The organism is Paraburkholderia sp. SIMBA_030, from assembly GCF_046535245.1.
Lineage (GTDB): Bacteria > Pseudomonadota > Gammaproteobacteria > Burkholderiales > Burkholderiaceae > Paraburkholderia.
Map to the genome: position 1 here is coordinate 215497 of NZ_JAWRXB010000009.1, position 22099 is coordinate 237595.

Sequence of the window (22099 nt, forward strand, 5' to 3'; positions counted from 1 at the left end):
GGAGAACCGGTCGGCGAGGGATCGGCATGGCGACCAGATAGCCCCGAGGCTACCGTCACGGCAGGAGACCCAATCCACCCGCTAATCTCCCTGGTACCGATTTCTGTTCGGCGCTGCTTGCGTCCGAACACCATTCGCAGTACTGGGTTTCACTTTTTGACAGGGTATGGAGGAGAAGATGAAGAAAGCTTTGCTCGCCGCTGCGCTGATGACAGCCGGTGTTGTTGCCCACGCCCAAAGCAGCGTGACGCTGTACGGCCGCCTTGACGCTGGCCTGGAGTATATGACGGGCGTTCCGCAAGGCTCGGGTGCAAGTGGTCAGGCAACGGGCAGCACGAACCGTTGGCGCGCGGAAAGCGGCGACTGGGGTACCAGCCTGTGGGGTATGAAGGGCGTTGAGGACATTGGTGGCGGCAACAAGGTGCTGTTCCAGTTGGAAGGCTCCTTCAACACCATGACGGGTGCGGGCCCTGGCGGCGGCGGTCTCTTCAATCGTTGGGCGACGGTCGGCTTGTCGAACGATCAATACGGTACGTTCACGATGGGCCGTATGCTCTACATCTCGAACGGCGTGTGGGACTTCGACCCGTTCGGTCAATCCAACTGGTCGTCGGCATCGCTGGTGCGTGGCCGCAACTGGCCGCAATCGAGCAACAACTTCGCGTACCAGTCGCCGAAGATCGCAGGCTTTGACTTCTACGGCCAATACGCGCTGTCGAACGCAACGAACTGGAACGGTAACGGCACGACCGCTCAAGGTCGCGAAGCCGGCGCACAGATCACCTACACGAGCTCGCTGTTCCAGATTCGCGGCCTGTATGACGAAATCCGCAACCCGGCCAACGGTAATCTGTACGGCCCGAACGCAACTGTCGTCAATCCTGGCAACATCGGCAGCGGCGTGTTCGCGGCATCGCGCGAGTACTCGGCTCTCGTGAACGTGTTCCTCGGCCAGTTCAAGGTCCAGGCAGCTTACCAGGCTATCCGCTCGGCGAGTGCCACGGGCCACCTGCCGGGCCAGCCGACCACGCTCGATCACGAGTGGGGCGGTGTGACGTGGCAAGCAACCCCGGCTGCCGCACTGATCGCGGCGGTCTACCACGTGAACGGCAACAATGGCGCGGGCAACGCAACGATCTACACGATCGGCGGTTCGTACAACCTGTCCAAGCGCACGCTGCTGGATCTCCAGATTGCCACGACGCAAAACAGCAAGACGGCTAACTACGGCCTGAATGCCAACAACGCAGGCACGTCGACCGCAACGGACAACCCGCTGCCGGGCCACAGCCAGACCGGTGTGTACGCAGGTATTCAACACTCGTTCTAAGCGAACGGCGTCCCCCAAGGAGATTTCCTTCGAGGGGGCGTCCCCCAAGGGGACTTCCTTCGGGGCGTAGTCACAAGTTCTTCAAGAGAATCTTTTTCACGCTGCTGCGAGAGGCGCGTATCGGTGCGATGTCCGAAAGGGTATCGCACCGTTTTTTATTTGCGCGCGCGGTTTTGCCGCTGTCTCGACGCACCGCCTCGGTGCGTGGCCGCGTTGCGCGGGAACAAGACCGGTGCTCGATACCCGCTTTCAGTGAATTCGGCGTGGCGAAGTCAGGCCGTTCAAACAGCCGCTTCGTTTTCTTCGCCGGTGCGAATCCGGATCACACGCTCCACGTCCGCGACGAAAATCTTGCCGTCGCCGATCTTGCCGGTGCGCGCCGCGCCGATGATCGCGTCGATCACCTGATCGCACTGGTTGTCCGCGACCACCACTTCGATTTTGACTTTCGGCAGGAAGTCGACCACATACTCTGCACCACGATAGAGCTCGGTATGGCCTTTCTGCCGACCGAAGCCTTTAACCTCGGTCACGGTCAGCCCGGTGAGGCCGACTTCAGCGAGCGCCTCGCGCACTTCGTCGAGTTTGAACGGTTTGATGACTGCGGTGATGCGCTTCATGGCGAACCTCGTCTCGTGATTGGAAGAGTGAAAGGGAAATGGATGATTTTTATTCTACGCCGCGCCGGATGCATTGCGGCAATCCGGCGCGCGCTTCGGGTAAGTCCGCAGCCGTTCGCTTAACGCTCACTCCACCGGTTCGGTGTAGAGCGACGTGATCGGATAGCGCCAGTCGCGGCCGAATGCACGATGCGTGACGCGAATGCCGATCGGCGCCTGGCGGCGCTTGTACTCGTTGATCTTGATGAGGCGCGTGACGCGTTTCACGTCCTCCACCGCATAGCCCGCGGCAATGATTTCGGCGAGCGAACGGTCCTCTTCCATGTACATGCGCATGATCGCGTCGAGCACTTCATACGGCGGCAAGCTGTCCTGGTCGGTCTGGTTCTCGCGCAGTTCCGCCGACGGCGCGCGCGTCAGAATCCGCTCGGGAACCACGTTCTGCTTGTCGAACGTGGTGGCCTGGTTGCGGTAGTGGCACAGCTTGTAGACGAGCGTCTTGGCGATGTCCTTGATCACCGCGAAGCCGCCGGCCATGTCGCCGTACAGCGTGCAGTAGCCCACCGCCATCTCGCTCTTGTTGCCGGTGGTCAGCACGATCGAGCCGAACTTGTTCGACAGCGCCATCAGCAACGTGCCGCGAATGCGGGCCTGGATGTTTTCCTCGGTGGCGTCTTCGGCGCGGCCCGCGAATTCTTCCGCGAGCGAGCTGCGGAACGCGTCGAACATCGGCGCGATCGCGATTTCGTCGTAACGCACGCCGACGCGGCGCGCCATCTCGGCGGCGTCGGTGGTCGAGATGTCCGCGGTATAGCGCGACGGCATCATCACCGCGCGCACGCGGTCCGCGCCGAGCGCGTCGCACGCGACGGCCAGCACCAGCGCCGAATCCACGCCGCCGGAAAGACCGATCAGCGCGCCCGGAAAGCCGTTCTTGTTGATGTAGTCGCGCACACCCATCACGAGCGCCGCGTACACCTGCGCTTCCAGCGAGAGCTCCGGCGCGATCGCGGCAGGCAACGGTTTGCCGTTGTCGAACTCGACGATCGCATTGCCTTCCTCGAACTGCGCCATCTTCGCGACCAGTTCGCCCTTTTCGTCGAGCACGAACGAGCCGCCGTCGAACACCAGTTCGTCCTGCGCCCCGACCATGTTCACGTAGACCATGGCCAGGCCGGTCTCACGGATCCGCGCGCGCAGAATATCGACGCGCACCGCTTCCTTGTTCAGATGGTATGGCGAGCCGTTCGGAATCAGCAGCACTTGCGCGCCCGCCGACTTCGCCATTTGCGCAGCCGATGCATGCCATACGTCTTCGCAGATCACTACGCCGTACTTCACGCCTTCCAGTTCGAACACGAACGGCTTCGGGTCGGACGCGAAGTAGCGCTTCTCGTCGAACACTTCGGTATTCGGCAAATCCTGCTTGCGGTAGGTGCCGACCACCTGCCCGTCGACGACTAACGACGCCGCGTTGAACGTATCGACCGGCGGCACGCCGCGCTCGATCGGCGCGTTTGCATTACCATGGCCGTGCGCCGCGTCACGCAGCGGATGGCCGACGATCACATGCAAGCCGGCGAACGGCTTGAGCTGCGCGGCGAGATCGGCCAGCGCCGCCGCGCTCGCGGTATAGAACGCGGGACGCAGCAGCAGGTCTTCGGGCGGATAGCCGGAGAGCGCGAGTTCCGGTGCGATCAGCAGCTTCGCACCATCGTTGTGCGCGGCGCGCGCAGCAGCGACAATCTTCGCGACATTGCCGGCGAAATCGCCGACGGTGACATTGATTTGAGCAAGAGCGATTCGGGTCTTCATGGCAGGATCGACAGGCAAGCCACGCGGCTTGCGAGTACCGCGGCTGGATAGCTCGACGGAACGGACAAATCGGATAAACGAACGACGCACCGCTGACCGCGCCGCGTCGCTCATTGGGAACAGTCACACAGATTGAACCAGCAACGTTTTGATTATCGCATGGGCATTCTGGCCTCGCCCTCAGAGGTGGACGCCGCGAATGGAACGCCCGGCTTGCGCAGCAGTCGCAGCCTACCCCGTTTCTGCGGCACGAGTTTTTGAGCGCGCTCTACGCGACCCAATGTGCGGTCGCCGACACCGGCTGGGCGCCGCAATTCGTCACGCTGACCGATCCGCGTTCAGGCAAGCTCGCGGCGGCCGCGCCCGGCTACATGATCATCATTAGCCGGCCGGAGTCAAGGGTAAAAGAAGTACGTCGCAAACAGTTGCGTCAATTCACAGCGACTACAGTGCGCCACCTTCATTCGTGCAAACAATAACCGCGCCCGTTTTCTCACTCGTTGGTTGCGAACCGAATCGCACCAGACACCCGTCGGGATCAAGCCTGTCGCAATGCTCCGCGACTGCCCTGGCGGCAGTTGCCGCCCCAGAGAAACTTTGGTGCCAGACCGTGTCCAGGGGGTGTTTGCATTCCCTGTGGCTATCGCCATGACGACGACGCCAGTCCTTTGATGGCTCACGGCCTGGGCGATTCAGCGTTCTGCATCCGTTCAGATGGCGCAGCGGGCGTCCAAATCATTCGGGTGGCTTCACACCAGTCCCTTCCGCTGGCTCATCGCCCCTGGCCAAACCGTTTCCCGAAACACAGGTGCACATCGAAGGGCTTCTGGTCTCGCAGCATGTGGTGGCACGCCCGCGCAAGCTTGTGTGCCAGGGCCTTGATTGCCAGGACGCGGTTCGAGCTCTAGGAACGAAGAAAGTGCAAAGCGAACCGCGAACGCACGCCTGCGGGTCATTTATGAATTTTTAACGTGGGCCCAAGAGGACGGATTACTAATACAGTCTCTTGTCGGCAATTCTGCCGCGCACACCGTGCGCTCATCACTACCACGACTCCGCAACACAGGACATAAGAGCCTGCGAGGAGACAAGCAACGATACCCAAAACTGTTCCAAAACGTAGGTACTTCATCGCGTACAAGCGATAGGCAGTACTGGGCGACCGACGAAGATTTTGAGAAAATCCGTCAGGTCTTCTGGTCAACCCAAGGTCCGTATGCAGCAGCACGGAATGACCTTCTATTGCGATTATTTGAAGGTCTCGGTTGGCGGCGTGCGAGTGTCAACAGCTTCAACGTTGAACAGTTTTTGGACGCAATTATTGATGAGGCTGTTAGCTCGGGAGAGACTCATATCTCAATAGTCCCGTCTCAACAAAAATTTGGCTATCGACGCGCCTTTCCTGTACCAATAAGTCTCGCGTCGGCTGTCAAACGATACATCAACGAGGACCGTTCTGGGCTACTGAAAAAATGCGGCGTGTGTGAAGCCGATTTCGCGATACATCAGGGGAGGCTGCCAACGCGAGGGCCTATCGCTAGCATACGAAGATATTGCCATGGCCGTGGCTGACGACTTGGGACACGCCAACGTTGTTTCGCAAGACGCTTATCATCGAGTCATGAGCCGGTTAAGGAAGCTCAGTGTTGAACAAATCTTGAAGAATAAGGTCGCGGAACTGAACGACAAGGTCGCTCATCCAGATGAGTACAATTGCGAAACTGCGCGATACTCTTGAAAAGTGTCTGGAAGCGACAGGATACTCGGGCGCAGCGGCGGACTCACCGATGCGTCAAGACATCAGGAGTCTGATGACGGAGCTTGATGACGCTTGAACGGTGTATGCGCTTCAAGTTCGTCAATATGCTCATCCATCGCCGCGGTCTCTTGGTCAAGAAACTCGCTGATGGCATGAGCAAATCTATGGTCGGCAATCCAATGCGCGGACCATGTCGGCGTGGGCATCAGTCCGCGCGACATTTTGTGTACACCTTGCGCTCCGCCCTCAAAACTATGCAACCCGTGCTCGATGCAGTATTCGATGCCTTGCATGTAGCAAGTCTCAAAGTGAAGGCCTGATACGAATTCCTTGGTACCCCAATAACGACCGTACATCGTGTCCCCGGCAACCACATTGAGTGCGACCGCAAGCCGCTGCCCATCCACCTCAGCGATAACAAGCATCAGCGCATCCGACATAGTTCGGTGAATCTGACCAAAAAATTTGCGTGTCAGATATGGCGGATTCCAGTGCTCGCGATAGGTGTTCTCGTAGCACTCGTAGAAGAAATCGAGGTCAGCCGGTCCAATTTCCCGCCCTCTTAACCACCGGAAGGTAACGCCGGCGTCGTGGACCCGACGTCGGTCCTGTTTCACCTTCTTCCGCTTGTCGTGCGACATCTTGAGAAGAAACTCGTCGAAGGTCTGGTACCCGAAATTCTCCCAGTGGAACTGGACACCCTCCCGTAGCATATAACCAGCGTCAGTCAGGGCCTGAAGGTCATCCTCGTGTGAGAACAGTATATGGATTGACGACGCCTCGAGCTGCTTAGCAAACTCGATGGCTCCGCGCGCCAGCACCACCTTGTCGGGATGAGTCCGCGCAAGCAACCGCGGGCCAGTGACAGGCGTAAATGGCACTGCAGAAAGGAGTTTAGGGTAATACTGGACACCGTGTCGCGCGAAAGCATCTGCCCAGGCGTGGTCGAAAACGTATTCGCCACGGCCATGTGACTTCAGGTACAACGGCATGGCACCAGCGAGCTGGCCTCCGCGTCGCATCAGAAGATATGTTGGCTGCCAGCCTGTCGACTTGGATGCACATTTCGTATCGTGCATTGCCGACAGATATTCATGCGCCACGAAGGGATTGCCCGCCGCGAGCATGTTCCATTCGTCCGCAGGCACGTCTGAAAGCGAATCGACGACCAATATCTCAACCTTGCTACTCACCTTGCCCCCGACGATTTTCCCGGTACGGCGCAACGCCGCAAAGCGGTATTGTCGCGCATACAAGAAAAGTCGTCAGGCGGCTGCGCCCAGGTGGTCAGGCTGCCCGGTGCTCAGATTTAGTGTCCCAGCTGCTCGCGCAACGCGCTAAGATGTGTAGACAGGGCGTCTACCCGGCTCTGGTCTTGGTAGATGCGATTGTATGGCGACGACCTGGCAGTCTGGCTTCGCCCGGCAGCAACGCCCTGTAGAGCATACTAATCCGATAAGCAAGTCGTCAGCGCCTCCGACACAGGGCAATCGCATCAAGAGACCTGCATTCCAAGCACTCGAGCCCGATAGTGTTCATCGAATCCGGCCTTGAGCCGCTTGTTCTTTATGCCGACCTTGGTGGCTTTGTCGATGCGGCGCAGGATCGCGAAGTTTTGTGCTGCATTGTCCACCTGGGCACGACATTGATCCTCGCCAAAGGCGACATCGAGCACCCAATGCATGCTGTTTTCGATGGCCCAGTGGGCGCGCACCGTCTCGTTGATCCGTTTCGGGTCAGCGGGCAGGCTGTTCACGTAGTAGCGCCGTTCCAGCGAAACGCGGCCTTCGATCTCGCGGGTGGCCTCCATCATCGCCACCGAACGCAGGCCGGCCCATTTGCCGTCCTCATCCAGCCAGTCAATCATGTCGGTCGCAACGCATCGGCGCGTCTCGATTCTTCCGTGCACGTTCTTGCCTGTCTGACAGTGCTCAGCGAAGCGCACGCTGCGCAAAGACTGTGTGCGCCGTGCATCGAACAGCTGCACGATTGCTTCATGCAAGGCAGGCTGATTGCCTTTGACCGCAAGCACATAGTCGGCACCTCCAGCCACGATCTTCGCCGCGATCTCCCGCTGGCAACCCACCACCTGGCCCGCGACTGCAGGACAAATGCCGCTTACCCATCGCACAAAGCACACCTCGAACTGCCGCGCATCAAGCGCCGCGAATACGCGCCCGAACGTGTCGTGCGAGGCAATCCCGTTGCGCAGCGGCAAGTACCGGCGCAGCCACTCCAGTTGTCCTTGCGCCCACAAAGCGATCCCCACCCAGGTGTCGGCACCCGACAGGATCGCCGCCAGTGCAACCACCAGCATTTCCGTCAGATCATGCTCCGGAGTGCGTACACGCGGATCCTTCAGGTCCCCAAACGCGTCTTGCAAACTCAACGGCTCGTATTCGTCGTCCACACCACTCTCGGCTCTTGGCAAAACCAAGAGTTAACGCTTCTTCGCAGCAGTTTACAACCCCCATTCGTAACCCATTGTGTGTAAACAATTTTTCGTGCGATTGCCTGCGGACCATCTCAAAAAGTCTGTCGCCGCGATGGTACTGCTGCTGGGCGCGATGTCTTCGATGTTGACGCTTGGACATTCGACCATCGGCGAGACTGCAGCGATGCTGCTTTGGGGAATCGCGTTCGGCGCGCTGCCGCTTTGCTTTAGCGTTAGCGTGTGGATTCAGCGCAGCACGACCGACTTGCCCGAAGCGGGTTCGGCCATGTTCGTCAGCATTATCCAGGTGGCGATTGCCGTGGGTTCGGCAGTGGGGGGCACCCTTGTCGACCGCGCGGGAGTTCACGCTGACTTTACGCCAGGACTCGCACTCGCTCTGCTCGGCTTGGTGACACTGCAACAACGGCTCGCTGCATTGGAGCGACCGGCCAAGGCGTCTTCTTTTAATCGCGCCTGCGACGCGTCGCTTGATTGACGGAACTCGATAGTCGAGAAATTTCCTGGAGAAATCTGGGCTCTGTCAGGTTGATGGTGGACCTAAGCGCCCAGCGCGACCATACCCCTGAGACTCGGGGCGGGCGCGATGAATGGCTCGTATTGCGAGTCTGGCCAGGTCAGGCATGATGTCGTTTTCGCGCGCCACATACTATGGTCGTACCGTATTGCCCTCTCATGACGCTGGCCGGCATCGGCGCTCTTGGTACGGCGATTTCGATTGCTTGATCACGCCAATTGACCCGACCGAACCGCCAACCTGACAACGCCCTTCGCTCAATCGCCGTCGCTACACACAACCGCTTGTCAGAGTTCAATGTCCGGAGACACAAAGCTGAAAAGCCTTGACGCGTGGACGTTTGTCGAATAGCGCGTTTACGGGTCCACCTCGAGCGTTACGCCGGCACAGCGAATCACGTGCAGGTAAGCGACCGTATCCCCGATCGTGGCGGTGGCCTGCTCCGCAAGCCTCGACATGCGCGAAGACTTTTCGGCGCACGCCATCATCGTTTCGAGAGCGTCCGAATCTGCGAACCCGTGAGCTGCCGCTGCCCCGAGTACGGCATCGAGAACGCGTCGGGCCGCAACTCGGGTAGCGATCGGCGCCAGCGGAGCCCGATACGTAAGAAAGCCTGCCATCAGCAAAAATTCGGCCGGGCTGATGTGCTCGCCGTTGCCAACAGGAACACCGTCTGTATTGACTCGATCTTGCGTCATGGTTCGTCTCCCACTTTGGAGCAGCAAGCGCTGTGACCGCGCAGATCCGTGCCGCTAATGCCGCTGGCCGTTCCGTAGGGGATTCGACGACGGTCCGGTGCTGCACGCAGCACCGGACGCCGCTTGATGTCTGGGGTGAGGTCTCGGGCGGCGCAGAGATAGTTTAGTATAGGATGAATCGCTAACGCCGGTAAACACGGCGTACGGTCGCCGCGGGCGTTGCCTTTTAAGTGTGTGTTTCGCTAAGCTGGGCATCGACACCGGGTTTATACGACCTTCCACCTTCAACGTAATTGCGCTGTAACGACCGACAGGTTAAAAGATCAATTTTTTCGCCATGCGGAGACCCCAAGTCGTAGTATTCTTGGTCTGTCTCCTGCTCCCCAGCCACAGCCGCTGGCTCACTCCTTCGCGCCAACTGTCGTGCGGCTCCGAAAATGTGATGACGCGGCGACTCCCTGCACGCCGGTTTCCGTGGGCTCACAGGAGACGACGACGTCCCAAGCAACTATCCAGTCATTGTCATCTTTTTGAAGGCTTCGAAACACTTCGCGAACATCGTCGATGTCTGGCGAGTCCGTGTGGGTGACTGATCCCGGCCAGGCGGACCATTCTCTTTGAGGGCATTCATGAAAACGCTGTTTCTGCAGGCACCTTCTTATGAAGGCTTCGATGGCGGAGCGGGCTCACGCTTCCAAACGAAGCGCGAGATTCGATCATTCTGGTATCCAACGTGGCTAGTCCAGCCCGCTGCGCTGATTGAGGATAGCCGCGTCGTGGATGCTACCGCAGACGGCCTGTCGGTGGATACGACGCTCGACATTGCTCAGAAATACGAACTGGTCATCATTCACACAAGCTCTCCATCGTTCCAGAGTGATGTTCAATTCGCGGAGCACTTAAAGCGGCGCAAGCCCCCGATCCTCATCGGGATGATCGGGGCAAAAGTCGCCGTCGATCCTCACGGCTCACTGACCGCGAGCGACGCACTCGACTTCGTGTGTCGTGAAGAATTCGACTTCACTTGTCGCGAGATCGCACAGGGCCTCCCGTTCGAATCGATTCTCGGTCTTAGCTATCGTCTGCCCGACGGGGGGATCATGCACAACCACGCCCGACCGATTCTCGAAGACATGGACCAGTTACCGTTCGTCTCGCCCATCTATAAGCGCGACCTAACGCCAGAGAACTATTTCAGCGGCTATCTCAAGCATCCGTATCTGTCGCTCTACACGGGGCGAGGCTGCAAATCCAGGTGCACCTTTTGCCTTTGGCCGCATACGGTCGGGGGTCATCGCTACCGCACGCGTTCGGTCGAGAACGTCCTCGAAGAAGTGAAATGGATCAGGGACAACATGCCCGAAATCAAGGAGATCATGTTCGACGACGATACCTTTACGGATCTCAGACCGAGAGCCGAGGAGATCGCTCGTGGTCTTGGCAAGTTAGGCGTGACGTGGTCGTGCAACGCAAAGGCGAACGTGCCTTATTCAACCCTCAAAGTGATGAAAGAAAATGGGCTGCGGCTCTTGCTCGTCGGATACGAATCCGGCGACGACCAGATTCTCGTGAACGTCAAAAAGGGCCTGCGGACCGATATGGCCCGCCGGTTCAGTGACGATTGTCGCAAGCTCGGCATCAAGATCCACGGCACGTTCATTCTTGGGCTTCCCGGAGAGACGCACGAAACGATCCTGAAGACGATCGAATACGCGAAAGAGATCAATCCCCACACGATTCAGGTGTCACTCGCTGCGCCCTATCCGGGAACCGTCCTTCATAAGCAAGCGGTCGAGAACGGATGGTTGAATGAAGGGAAGGTCGTCGCCCTCATCAATTCGGCAGGCACCCAGGCTTCCACTATCGGCTATCCGCACTTGTCGCGTGAAGAGATCTACGTTGGCGTCGAGGAGTTCTACAAACGCTTTTATTTCAGACCAACAAAGATCTGGGAAATCGTCCGCGAGATGCTGGTGAGTTGGGAGATGATGAAACGGCGCCTGCAGGAAGGCGTAGAGTTCTTCAGATATCTTCGTGCGCGCAAGGCATGAGACGCCGGTACACCTTTCTCGGAATGACGAGCCCCCGCCGGCATCAGGAAGGACACCGCACCACCCGGCTGCGCCACCTTTCCGGTCGGCTTAACTGCCCGGATTGACTCATGCTTACTTGACAAGAAACGTGTCGCGGTCCTGGTCGGGAATTCAGGTTGGCTTTCTACCACGGCAAGACCTCGTTTGCCCTGTCGCGAGATCGCGGTATTCAGGCGGCACCGGGTCGCGCACACTTCTCGGCCGGAACGTTCTCACGACCCACTTTGGCGTCGGAACCAATCAATTCGCATCGCCTCGATTCGCGTGCGCGCGACGCGATGTTCGAGGCCTCCGATATGGAGATCGCTTCGTGGTGCGTGGCGAATTCGAACGACAAGCGGCGCGTTCGGCTAAACATCATTAGCGATTTATTGTGCAGGATTCCTTATGAAAAAATGCCGCGCAGGAAGATTACTCTGCCAAAGAGGCAAAAGCCCAATGGCTATCAGGAACCCGACGAACGACTGCGATGTCGCATACGGCGCCGAATTGCGCCGGCTCAAAGGCAGGCGTTGATACCGCCAGCGGCATCGCCCCCCGTCCCGGCAGCCGAACGAAAACCGACCCATGTCCTGCCGTGGCCCCCCCACGATGGCCGCACCATCGCGGCAGCGCCGGCCGGCGGCTGCTGTCCTGGAACATAGACATCCATTGCTTGATTGTTCGCGAGAACGACCTGCGATATGACCTGCTGCTGCGACTGATCCGCCCATTTCTTTGCAATGCATTGAGCGACCGCGCCGACCGGCTGCTGACTTTCACCGACCGTCTGTGCGCCCGGCGGCATCGGTTCGCTAGCACACGCGGCCAAGGTGACAGCAGCCACAACGAGAAGCGGTAACGGTTTCATTTCTTTACCCCTCAGTTGGATCCGTATTTCCATCGAGACAGCACGGGTACATCAATCATTGGTACCAGCATCCGCCTCACAGGAACAGGCATCGCGCCGCCCCACGTCTTTTGCGCCAGATCCGCGACCTCTTCGCCGACACAACATCAAAGCCGAGGTGCCTGCAGGCTTGAGTCTGCCTATCGGTGTTCACCGCGCAAGCAGGCAAGCCGATGACCACGACCGCCACCACGCGTAGCGGCCGTCGCCGTCGACCACGCGGGCATTGAGAGATCAGCACCCTCTGAGCCCCTTCAATCGCACGTGCCTTGCGATTTCGACACGATGACGCTTGCGAGCCCATGCGTAAATCGCCCTTTGGTCTTATGCCTGCACGGGGCGGAAGCTGACTAAACTGGAGAGTGGCGTGCCGACACAACGCGCCGGCTGTCACTACCTCGATATGCCGCCACGAGGTCTGAACGTGAATCTGCCGTCGCGTGGGAAGCGCCCGGCATCAGCCCACTGGCAGGCGCGCCGCCCTGGCTCGCGGCAAAGAGGTTAGGCTATGGACCGCATTGTGAATCGACTGCTGGGTGCAGTTGTCATCGCCTTCGCGTTGTACGGTTGCGGCGCCACCACGCCGCCGAACGCAGGTGGAATCGGTTTCGAGGGCCGTGCGGTGACACGCAGCGACGGCCGAATCCGCGTTTCCGCGTCGGTGCTTTCCGCTGAAGAAAGCGCAGCGGTTTATGGCGTGCCGCTCGCGGACAAGGGGATTCAGCCTGTATGGATCGAAGTGCAGAACAACGACAGAGGCAGCTACTTCCTGATGTCGCCCGGTCTCGACCCATCGTTCTTCCCTGCCTCGGAAGCCGCCGAGGCGTTCGGCGACCGTAGCGTGCCTGGCGGGAAAGCCGGACTCGACCAGCGCTTTCGCGTGCTCGCCTTCCGCAATCCTGTTCGGCCGGGACAGACGGTCTCCGGCTATGTACTGACCAACCTCAGCGAGGGTGCGAAGCTCGTCCAACTGGATCTCGTGGCGAGCAAACAGGCGCGGACGTTTTCGTTCCTCATGATTGTGCCTGGCTTTCATGCCGACTATCACGTCAGCGCAGTTTTTCGGCGCGATATCTATCCACCCGAAAAGATCATGAACTATACGGACGACGACGCTTTTCGCACCGCGCTCGAAGCGCTTCCCTGTTGCGCGACCAATGAGGACGGTTCAAAAAAGGCCGATCCGCTTAATCTCGTCATCGTAGGTGGACTGGACGACGCTTTTGCCGCACTGGTGCGCCGCGGGTGGAGCCCGACCGAGCAGAAATGGTCTGGCGCAATCATGAAGACGATCAGCTCCGCGCTTTCAGGCGAGCGTTACATCAATGCACCCGTCAGCGATCTTTACCTGTTCGGCCGGGCACAGGACCTCGCTCTGCAAAAAGCGCGCGACACGATCCACCAGCGAAATCACTTGCGACTCTGGTTAAGCCCGATGCGCTATCACGGCAAGCCCGTGTGGGTAGGCCAGATCAGCCGGGACATCGGCGTGCGCCTGACCTTTCACTCACCGACGTTCACGACGCACAAGATCGACCCGGACGTCGATGAAGCGCGCACGGCACTGACGGAGGACATGGCCTATTCCCAGAATCTCCAGAAGATCGGGTTCGTCAAGGGAGTCGGCGCTGCCTCACAAAGTGAGCCGGCCGAGAATCTCACGACCGATCCGTACTTCACCGACGGCTATCGCCAGGTACTCGTATTCGACCTCCAACCTACCTCGCTGTCGGGGATCGCATTCTTCCCGTGGGAAGCTGCCGCGACGTTCGACAGTCGGCCCCGCGGAGCAAAACGATGAGCGGGTTGCCACCGTTGCAACGGGTATTGAAGAATCTGGCTGGCAGCGTCGCGCTGGCGCTCATTTTCTCGAGCTGCGCGAACTGGACTGCGCCGGCCGCCATCGACGATGCGCCGCTGCGCGAGCGTGCGGTGAGCGCGACGAAGCAGAACACCCGCATCAGCGTGGCCGTGCTGGGATCCGACGACAGCAAGCGCATGTTCGGTGCCGACCTCACCAGAAGCAACGTCCAGCCGGTGTGGATCGAAGTGGAGAACCGCAGTTCTCAGGCGTTATGGCTACTCCATTCCGGCACCGATCCCAACTACTTCTCTCCGCTCGAAGTCGCATGGTCCATGCACACACTGCTTGGTCGAGCGACGAACGATAGCATCGACAGTCATCTGAACAAGCTCGGATTCCGGAGTCCCGTTCCGCCCGGCGAAACCCGCACGGGGATTCTTTTCACCAATCTCGACCGACAGATCAAACTCGTCAATGTCGATCTGCTCGGAAACAGGACATTGATTCCCTTTTCCCTGTTCCTGCCCGTGCCGGACGATGTTGTCGACCCGCGTTTCACGCTGACGCCGTTCCAGTATCCCGAAGCTGTCTTCACCGACTATCGCGATCTTGTCTCGTTGCGTGCCGCGCTCGAACGGATGCCCTGCTGCGCCACCGATGAGCACGCGACAACGACAGCTGATCCGTTGAACGTGATTGTCATCGGCACGCTTGGAGACATTGGGGCGGCCATGGTGCGCCGTAGCTATCGCCGCGACATGCGCAAACACGACATGGCGCAACGGGTCTTCGGACGCATGCCCGACGTCGTCCTGCGCAAGGAAGCGGGGGCGGGCGCGCCTTCCACCTCGTTGCGAGCGTGGCTCGCGCCCGTTCGCTTCAACGGCGATGCAGTGTATCTGGTGCAGGTCGGACGGCCTGTCGGGGGCCGCTTCGCGCACCTGGATGCGGACGGCGGCACGCTCCATGAGGATATCGACGAGGCCAGAAATTTTCTGGTCCAGGACATGATGTATTCGGGTGGTCTGGCTAAACTCGGCTTCGTGTACGGCGTAGGACCGGCATCGCAGGAACACCCGCGAACGACGCTGGATGGAGGGCGTTATTACACCGACGGACTCCGAGCCGTGATGTTCTTCGCGACGCGCCCGCTCAGTTTCTCGAACGTGGATATTCTTGACTGGGTGCCATACCTGGAGCAGCGTGAGCCCACCGCACGCAAGGAGAGCGGCGATGCCGGCGAGTAACTTTAGCGCCGGGCGGCAAGCCAGATTCGTCGCCCTTGCATCCTGCCTTGCCCTCGTAGCGTGCGCAGCGAAGCCACTCGTTCCCTACATGACGGATACACCGCCCCTTATGCTCGCTCCTGCATTTAATACAGGCGTGCAGGATAAGCGGGCGCGGTTTCGGGAGATCTACTGCGCCGTACTGGAAGCGCATGGCCCGACGCTTCCAGATTTTCGCCCTTGCGAAGACGCACTCACGCGCGTAGGCACCGAACCGGCCGGCACGGGCGCACCGGTTGTACTGGGCCAGTCCACGCGGCACCTCATCGCGGCAGTTGTTCCCGGCATTGGGTACGACTGCTTCAAGCCGTGGCTAAATGCGCCAGGTACCGTCACGAAACAGCTACGCCAGTCCGGATATGATGGGCTCCTGCTAGACGTCGACGGGTTGTCGAGTTCCACCCACAATGCACACCAGATACGCGATGCGGTTATGAAGATGCCACTGCCTCACGGCCCCCCGCGGCTCGTGCTGATCGGTTACTCGAAGGGGGCAGCGGACGTCCTGGAGGCTGTGGTTGCGTATCCGGAAATCCGCAGCCGGGTAGCGGCCGTCGTCAGTGCGGCTGGAGCAGTCGGCGGATCGCCGCTCGCCAACGACGCGCAACAATATCAGGCGGACCTGCTCCGGTACTTTCCGGGAGCAACCTGCAACTCGGGGGACGGCGGCGCCGTGCAAAGCCTGCGACCCGCTACACGCCAGGCCTGGATGGCGCACAATCCGCTTCCCGGCGAGCTGCGGTACTACTCGCTTGTAACGTTCCCTCAACCGCAACGCGTATCGTCAATACTTAAATCGAGCTACGACAAGCTCTCGCAAGTCGATGCGCGCAACGACAGCCAGCTGATCTTCTACGACCAGCTGGTGCCCGGAAGCACGCTCCTCGGCTACGTCAATGCGGATCACTGGGCACTGGCCGTGCCTATTGCTCGAACCCATACCACGATCGGCTCGCTATTCGTCACTCAGAACGCTTATCCCCGCGAAGCGCTCACGGAAGCGATTCTGCGTTTCCTGGAGGAAGATCTGGCGACTACCTCTGAACGCTAGCGCGGCGCCCAGCTTCCTGCACACCACGGACAGCTGCCGCAACGATCAGCCCGGTGAACACCATACCGATCAGGCCAAGCAAGATCGCGTCAATCCGGCCAAACGTCGAGGTAGGGACCACGTCGCCGTACCCGATCGTCAGCGCCGTGATCGCGCAGAAGTACACGGTTTCTCCCATCGGCGAAGGCGTTCTCTTCACCGTCTCCACGGGGTTGCCCATGTAATACATCGCAACTGTCAGCAGCATAAACAGCACCAGAAGGCCAGCCAGGATCATACGCAGGTACCAAAGGGTCTTGCCTGATTCCCACAAGATCTCACGTGCCCGCAGGCGAACGACTGCTTCGCTTGTCGCATTTCGCATTGGAAAGTACCTCCTTGATCGTGCGCGCAGGGACGCCGATGCTTGCGCTGGGCCCCGAAACAGGTTGCCGCGGTGTCATGGCACGCGGCGGCGTTGCTCGAAAATGAGCAACATCAGACATGCGTAGACCGTGACGGCCACGAAGAGTCCCAATCGAACTACGAACGCCGAATAGACGTCCTTTCCGGCCACGCTATCCTGCACCGACTGGCCCAACAGAATGATCATCGTGACGAGGCTGTTCAGCCAGAAACCCGGTGAATAACGCGTGCGGCTGACACCGTTGAGTTTGCGTCCCACCAGCAAGCCGAACAGCAGCATCCACAGGAAGAACATCCACAGATTCACAAAGAGCCTCAGCGCAAACCAGAACGCGATCGCGAGCAGGCCTCCGAGCAGCGTGGAGCCGATCAGATCGCGCGCTGCGCTGCGAGCCGTCGTGGTGCAGCTCTGTCTGCCAAGACTGACCGACTTCATGATGATCGGCATGTAGCTCGCCGGATCGGTCATCGCGAGCAGATATGCCGGCATGACCACGAGCATGGCGCGCAGCGCGATGCGCATGGCCTGGCCGTCGGACGTGACCGGAGCGGCAGGTTTTTGCGGCGTGCTGACGGGTTCTGGACACAGTAGGTGAGTCAGTGCCGACACCAGCACGGCAAGCAACAGTCCCTTCACCAACGCGCCAACGACCGTCACGGCCAGCTGGAAATCAGCGGTTCCCGCAGCGGAGATCATCGTCAGCCCGGCAACCAGAAACGTCGACACCAGCGTGTTCCCGCCACGCAAACCATAGCAAAACGCGAGGAAAAGCATGAGGCCAACAAGCATCACGCCAGCGAACGCGTAATGACGAAGCAACGGGACGATCAGCAAGCCGCTGCCCGTCGTCAACGCGACGACGACTGCGAAAGCCACGCCTGCCTTGAACGACAGTGGCCGGTTCTGCGTCGCGAGAAGAAACACGGCGAACACCGGAGCGACGACGGGAATCGGCAGATCGAGCGCGAAGCTGATCGAGAGGCAAACTGCCGTTCCTGTAGCAACGCGGAGCGTGCGTCGACTGGGAAGCCGGAGGGGGTCGTCCATAAATGCAGTAGTTATGCGTTCAGTAAAGGTATGAGACCCAGCTCATCACGTGCAGAAACAAGCGACCCAGTGGATTGAGCGGATTACCCGGATCTGGAAACGCCATCACCTCGGCCTGTCCGCCGACGCGAACGTTCCGAAGGCGCGCCCTCTCACCCGTTTCGAACTCGACGATTACCGGAAAGCGTTGCGCGGGGCGTAGCCAGTCGCGGCTGTTCTGGACGGTAGGCAGACCGCCGGGCGGCGCGCTCTGCCCCACGCTCACGCCATATCCGATACTGCGAAGCCGCCCCTCGAAAACTTCGCCCGGGAAGGCATCCAGTGCAATCGCCACGGGCGTGTCAGACCGCAGATGCCCCAGATTGTTTTCAGTCATATCCGCACTGATCCACACGTCGCGGACGGCAATCAGCGTCATGACGGGATTGCCCGCCACCGCGAACTGGCCGACTTCCGTGCGCAGATCCGTGATGACGCCACCTGAGCGCGCCTTGATTCGCGTGTTCGCAAGATCCAGCTCGGCCTTTTCAAGCGCAGCGGCAGCGCTGCGCAATTGTGCGTTTTCCGCCTCGTTGCCGCCCTGCTGTTCGCGTGCCCGCTCCACTTCGGCTCGCGCTGCGGCAACCTGACTTTCAGCCTGTTCGTGCGTCGCTCGCGCCACTTCGAGGCGCCGTAGAGAAACGGTGCCCTCGTCGTCGCGATACAGCCTCTCCAGACGCTCGCTATCCTGCCGCGCCTTAACCTCGTTCGCAATGGCCGCGCGCACGGATGCGAGTGCCGAATCGATACCGGCCGTGCTGGCGCCGACCTGCCGGCGCGTCGACTCGAGATCGGCCCGCGCGCGATCGACAGCGATCCGGTACGGTTCGCTGTCGACCTCGAAGAGCACGTCGCCCGCGTTGACTTCCTGGTTGTTCTGCACGAGCACGCGGGTCACTCGCCCCGATGCCTCCGCAGCGACGGATACGACGTAAGCCTGAACGCGCGCCTGTTGCGTATAAGGCGTGAAGCGGTCGGCGAGCAGATACCAGATCAGGCTGACGACGATCAGGCAGACAACCCACTTGATCGCTTTGCCCGACGGGTCGGCGGCAGGCTCCGCCGGCGCAGCGACGGTGGGCTTGGGCTTGTCGTTCATCGCGGCGCATCTCCAGACGGGCTGGCGGTAGCAGACGATGTACCCGGTTCGTCCAGCAGGTCGCCCCAGTCGGTGCGTTGCTGCATCTGCCGGCGCGTCGCGGGATCGACAAGCGGCTCGTCCAAGTGCCAGCCTCCGCCGAGCGCCTTGTAAAGCGCAATCAGGTCACCCACCGCATTGCTGCGATTGACTATGTAGGCGTCCTGTTGCGCGAACAGTGCACGTTGCGCGTCGAGGACCCGCTGGAAGTCCGAGTATCCTTCCCGATAGATCGCATTGGCGAGCTTGAGCGAGCGCCCTGCGGCCCCTTGCGCGTCGTTCAGGATCGCGTCCCGCTGCAGCGCGGCGATCAACGCAGTGGCGTCGTCGTCGGCCTCGCGGGCTGCTTCGCGCACGATGTTCTGATAGGTGACCGTCAACTGCTGCAGTCGGGCGTCCTGCACGCGCACGTTGTTGGTGATCCTGCCGTGATCGAAGACGTTCCAGGTGATACTGGGTCCGGCTACCAAAGCCAGCGTGTTTGGTGAGCCGGTAAGCGAACTCGCGCTCCACACAAGAGAACCCAGCAATGACACGGACGGATACAGATCGGCTTTCGCCACGCCGATGAGCGCGGACTGCGCGGCCATCTGATACTCTGCGGCGCGAACGTCCGGGCGACGCAAAAGCAGATTGGCCGGCACGTCCTGCAGCACGGCATGGTCCACTAGCGGGACCACCCCTTCCTTGCCGGACTGCACCTCGAGTTCTGGCAGCGGGCCCGGAGGTCGACCCATCAGGACGGCCAGCGCGTGACTCGCCAGCACGATCTGGCTTTCAAGATCCGGGACGCTGCTCAGTGTGCCCAGATACTGCGTCTTTGCCTGCTGTAGGTCCAGTTCATCGGTCTCGCCACTTTTGAAGAGCTTTTGCGCAATCTCGTAGCTGCGCTTTTGTAACTGGGCGTTCTCGCGCGCGATGCGCAGGCGTGCCTCGGCCGTGCGCAGCGTGAAATAGGTCTGGGCGACCTGCGCGTGCAGCAGGACCAGCGCCACATCGCGGTTGGCTTGCGCAGCAAAAAACGCGGCGTCGGCGGACTCGATCGCGCGGCTGAACCGCCCCCAGAAGTCGAGTTCCCATCCGATACTCAGGCCTGCACCGTACTGCCAGTAGCCACCCGAGCGAGGATTGAATCCGTCCGAGCGCTTGCGCGCCGAGTAAAGCACGTCAGCATTGCCCTGCTGAACCTGCGGATAGCGTCCCGCGAGCGCGACGCCGAGTTGCGCACGGGCCTCGAGCACGCGCAGGCCGGCAACCTTCACATCCCCGTTGTTTGCATCGGCTTGCGCGATCAGGCTCTCGAGGTTCCGGTCCCCGAAGATCTGCCACCATTGCCGGATATCAGGCTGTGTCGACTGCTGCGTGACCTGCTCGATTGATGCGCTGCTCCAGTGCTCCGCCCAGCTTTCGTGTTGCGGATGAAAGTCCGGTCCTACCCGCATGCAGCCGCTCATGCATCCAGCTGCCAGCAGCAGCCAGCACGGACGCCCGTAGAGTGCCGCAGGGAACACGGAGCGGCTCCGGCAGCATCAGGCGTGCGTCTCTTCTTTCAGGCGCGCCGGGTTCCCCTGGTCTTTTACCCAACGCCAGAACAGCTGATAGCCAACGGAGAGCATCACCGGACCGATGAACAGGCCAATGACGCCGCCCGTCACCATGCCTCCCAGCGCGCCGATCAGCACCACCGGCATGGGTACGGCCACACCGCGGCCCAGCAGCAATGGCTTGAGCACATTATCGGCAAGCCCGGCGACGAACACGTACACGGAGAAGATGACCGTCATGGTGGTCACGCCTTGCGTGGCGATCACGAAGATGATTACCGGAATGGTGATCAGGGTGGCAGGCAATTGCATGATGCCGAGCAGCAGCACGGCGAGCGCAAGCAGGCCCGCGCCGGGAATGCCCATGACCACGAACCCGATGCCGATCAACAGCATCTGGATGAACGCGATGCCGACCACGCCCTGTGCAACCGCGCGGATGGTGGCCGTGCAAAGTCCGACGATCTGCGGGCCGTTCTCAGGTCCGGAGATGCGCGAGGCAATCTGCACCGCGCTGTCGTGGCCTTTCTCGCCATGCGCCATCAGTATGCCAGCGACAATCAGGGCCACGAAGAATAACAGCAGCCCCGCGCCGAGGCCGGTAACCGTTCCGAGCAGAGCGAGACCGACGTCCTTGAGTTGTGGAGCGAACTTCTGTGCGAGACCCGTCAAGTCGGTCGAGGCCTGCAGCCAGAAATCGTACACGCGCTGGCCTACCAACGGCCAACTGGCGATCGAATCCGCAGGCGGTGGAATGCGGAAGCTGCCGCTCTTGAAAATGATCATCGCATGCTCGATCGAATCGGCCACCGCGACGCCCAGCAGATAGGTCGGCACGAGGATGATGCCAAAAGCGACAAGGACGATCAGCGTGGCGATCAGACCGTCCTTACTGACGAATCTGTGCCGAAGTTTCACCTGGAGCGGATACAGCGTAATCGCGAGGATCAGCGCCCAGACCATGAGGTTGAGGAATGGGACGAAGATCCGGAAACAGAAAATGGCCAGAACGGCGACGAGCCCGGCACGGATCAGAACATCGAGCAACTCTCGGGACAACACCCGCCCGGTAATCGGTGTGAGCAGCATAACTTGTCTCCCGCATGTCACTTCGAGATTCTGCTGGCGGCAATTCGCGGGACGTCCGCCACCATGGTAGCCGGAACAGAACCATGCCACCGCGTCTGTCGATCTGTCGAAGAAGTCGACTACCGACCGGCTACCTGCTCACGCTGAACGCAGGCCCCCATCGCCTGACCATTCGCCAGAACAACTTGCGATATGACTTAAAGCAACTGTCACGCGAGAAGCGTTAGCAGTTTCATTTGCATTCACTTCCGCCTGGATGCCGCGCTTCGAAGCGCGCAGGCACGCCAATGTCGTGTCGGGAATCCTTTCAGTTCTGGGGAACGTACGAAGTGGGTCCAATATCGAACGTAATGGGCCAAAACCCTCTAGACATACCCGTTGAAACCGTCATGGCAATCTCCGAGCAAAATTGCATGAGGTGAAGAATAAGCCTGATGCGCGCCGGCAGGTATTGGACTTTAGTCCGATACAAGATTTACCTGAAGGCATGTAGGCTGGAAGTTCGCCGGCTTCCCCGGCAGG

The 22099-nt window shown here is 60.2% G+C and carries 16 protein-coding genes and 3 pseudogenes; 8 read left to right on the plus strand and 11 right to left on the minus strand.

The window, feature by feature from the left end; all coding sequences use genetic code 11:
• The first annotated feature begins 178 nt into the window (after positions 1–178).
• Positions 179–1330 (plus strand): porin, encoded by a 1152-nt coding sequence (locus SB772_RS17615; RefSeq protein ID WP_410834507.1) that lies wholly within the window; start codon positions 179–181, stop codon positions 1328–1330.
• A gap of 281 nt (positions 1331–1611) precedes the next feature.
• On the opposite strand, the gene glnK is transcribed toward SB772_RS17615, so the two are convergent.
• Both glnK and SB772_RS17625 read right to left on the minus strand, forming a co-directional pair.
• Positions 1612–1950, minus strand: a complete 339-nt coding sequence (gene glnK, locus SB772_RS17620; RefSeq protein ID WP_006048444.1) for a P-II family nitrogen regulator — start codon at positions 1948–1950, stop codon at positions 1612–1614.
• 126 nt (positions 1951–2076) lie between these two features.
• The gene (locus SB772_RS17625; protein WP_410834508.1) at positions 2077–3765 is read right to left on the minus strand and encodes an NAD+ synthase; all 1689 of its coding nucleotides are present in this window, start codon (positions 3763–3765) and stop codon (positions 2077–2079) included.
• A 132-nt stretch (positions 3766–3897) separates the two neighbouring features.
• Here SB772_RS17625 and SB772_RS17630 point away from each other — a divergent pair.
• Positions 3898–4139: pseudogene (locus SB772_RS17630) on the plus strand (peptidogalycan biosysnthesis protein); the annotation flags it as partial.
• A 1426-nt stretch (positions 4140–5565) separates the two neighbouring features.
• Here the strand turns inward: SB772_RS17630 and SB772_RS17635 are convergent.
• Both SB772_RS17635 and SB772_RS17640 read right to left on the minus strand, forming a co-directional pair.
• Complete coding sequence (locus SB772_RS17635; RefSeq protein WP_410834588.1) at positions 5566–6717, minus strand: GNAT family N-acetyltransferase; 1152 nt, start codon at positions 6715–6717, stop codon at positions 5566–5568.
• 302 nt (positions 6718–7019) lie between these two features.
• Positions 7020–7934 carry an ISAs1 family transposase gene (locus tag SB772_RS17640; RefSeq protein ID WP_410834509.1) on the minus strand — a complete coding sequence of 305 codons (915 nt, stop codon included), beginning with the start codon at positions 7932–7934 and terminating at the stop codon, positions 7020–7022.
• A gap of 106 nt (positions 7935–8040) precedes the next feature.
• Here SB772_RS17640 and SB772_RS17645 point away from each other — a divergent pair.
• A pseudogene (locus SB772_RS17645) lies at positions 8041–8454 on the plus strand (MFS transporter); the annotation flags it as partial.
• 395 nt (positions 8455–8849) lie between these two features.
• Here the strand turns inward: SB772_RS17645 and SB772_RS17650 are convergent.
• Complete coding sequence (locus SB772_RS17650; RefSeq protein WP_410834510.1) at positions 8850–9191, minus strand: hypothetical protein; 342 nt, start codon at positions 9189–9191, stop codon at positions 8850–8852.
• A gap of 629 nt (positions 9192–9820) precedes the next feature.
• Here SB772_RS17650 and hpnJ point away from each other — a divergent pair.
• Both hpnJ and SB772_RS17660 read left to right on the plus strand, forming a co-directional pair.
• A complete protein-coding gene (hpnJ, locus tag SB772_RS17655) occupies positions 9821–11242 on the plus strand; it encodes a hopanoid biosynthesis associated radical SAM protein HpnJ (RefSeq protein WP_410834511.1) in 1422 nt (473 codons plus the stop codon).
• Positions 11243–11544: 302 nt separating this feature from the next.
• Positions 11545–11742, plus strand: a pseudogene (locus tag SB772_RS17660) (polyphosphate kinase 2); the annotation flags it as partial.
• Positions 11743–11783: 41 nt separating this feature from the next.
• On the opposite strand, the gene SB772_RS17665 reads toward SB772_RS17660, so the two are convergent.
• Positions 11784–12134 carry a hypothetical protein gene (locus SB772_RS17665; RefSeq protein WP_410834512.1) on the minus strand — a complete coding sequence of 117 codons (351 nt, stop codon included), beginning with the start codon at positions 12132–12134 and terminating at the stop codon, positions 11784–11786.
• A gap of 547 nt (positions 12135–12681) precedes the next feature.
• On the opposite strand from SB772_RS17665, the gene SB772_RS17670 reads away from it, so the two are divergent.
• The 3 genes from SB772_RS17670 to SB772_RS17680 all read left to right on the plus strand — a co-directional run bounded on the left by SB772_RS17670 (position 12682) and on the right by SB772_RS17680 (position 16314).
• Positions 12682–13974 carry an LssY C-terminal domain-containing protein gene (locus SB772_RS17670; protein WP_410834513.1) on the plus strand — a complete coding sequence of 431 codons (1293 nt, stop codon included), beginning with the start codon at positions 12682–12684 and terminating at the stop codon, positions 13972–13974.
• Complete coding sequence (locus tag SB772_RS17675; RefSeq protein WP_410834514.1) at positions 13971–15224, plus strand: LssY C-terminal domain-containing protein; 1254 nt, start codon at positions 13971–13973, stop codon at positions 15222–15224. Before SB772_RS17670 ends, SB772_RS17675 begins: the two co-directional genes overlap by 4 nt.
• A 109-nt stretch (positions 15225–15333) precedes the next feature.
• On the plus strand, positions 15334–16314 hold the full coding sequence (locus SB772_RS17680; RefSeq protein ID WP_410834515.1) for a hypothetical protein: 981 nt from the start codon (positions 15334–15336) through the stop codon (positions 16312–16314).
• Here SB772_RS17680 and SB772_RS17685 read toward each other — a convergent pair.
• From SB772_RS17685 to SB772_RS17705, 5 genes are all read right to left on the minus strand, one after another.
• Positions 16298–16678 (minus strand): potassium channel family protein, encoded by a 381-nt coding sequence (locus tag SB772_RS17685; RefSeq protein WP_410834516.1) that lies wholly within the window; start codon positions 16676–16678, stop codon positions 16298–16300. The two genes, SB772_RS17680 and SB772_RS17685, sit on opposite strands and share 17 nt — an antisense overlap.
• 75 nt (positions 16679–16753) lie before the next feature.
• Positions 16754–17767, minus strand: a complete 1014-nt coding sequence (locus tag SB772_RS17690; RefSeq protein WP_410834517.1) for a DUF2955 domain-containing protein — start codon at positions 17765–17767, stop codon at positions 16754–16756.
• 19 nt (positions 17768–17786) lie between these two features.
• Positions 17787–18905: an HlyD family secretion protein gene (locus SB772_RS17695; RefSeq protein ID WP_410834518.1), complete on the minus strand. Its 1119-nt coding sequence runs from the start codon at positions 18903–18905 to the stop codon at positions 17787–17789.
• Complete coding sequence (locus SB772_RS17700) at positions 18902–20386, minus strand: TolC family protein (RefSeq protein WP_410834589.1); 1485 nt, start codon at positions 20384–20386, stop codon at positions 18902–18904. Before SB772_RS17700 ends, SB772_RS17695 begins: the two co-directional genes overlap by 4 nt.
• Before the next feature lie 87 nt (positions 20387–20473).
• Positions 20474–21577 (minus strand): AI-2E family transporter, encoded by a 1104-nt coding sequence (locus SB772_RS17705; RefSeq protein ID WP_410834519.1) that lies wholly within the window; start codon positions 21575–21577, stop codon positions 20474–20476.
• Positions 21578–22099 lie beyond the last annotated feature (522 nt).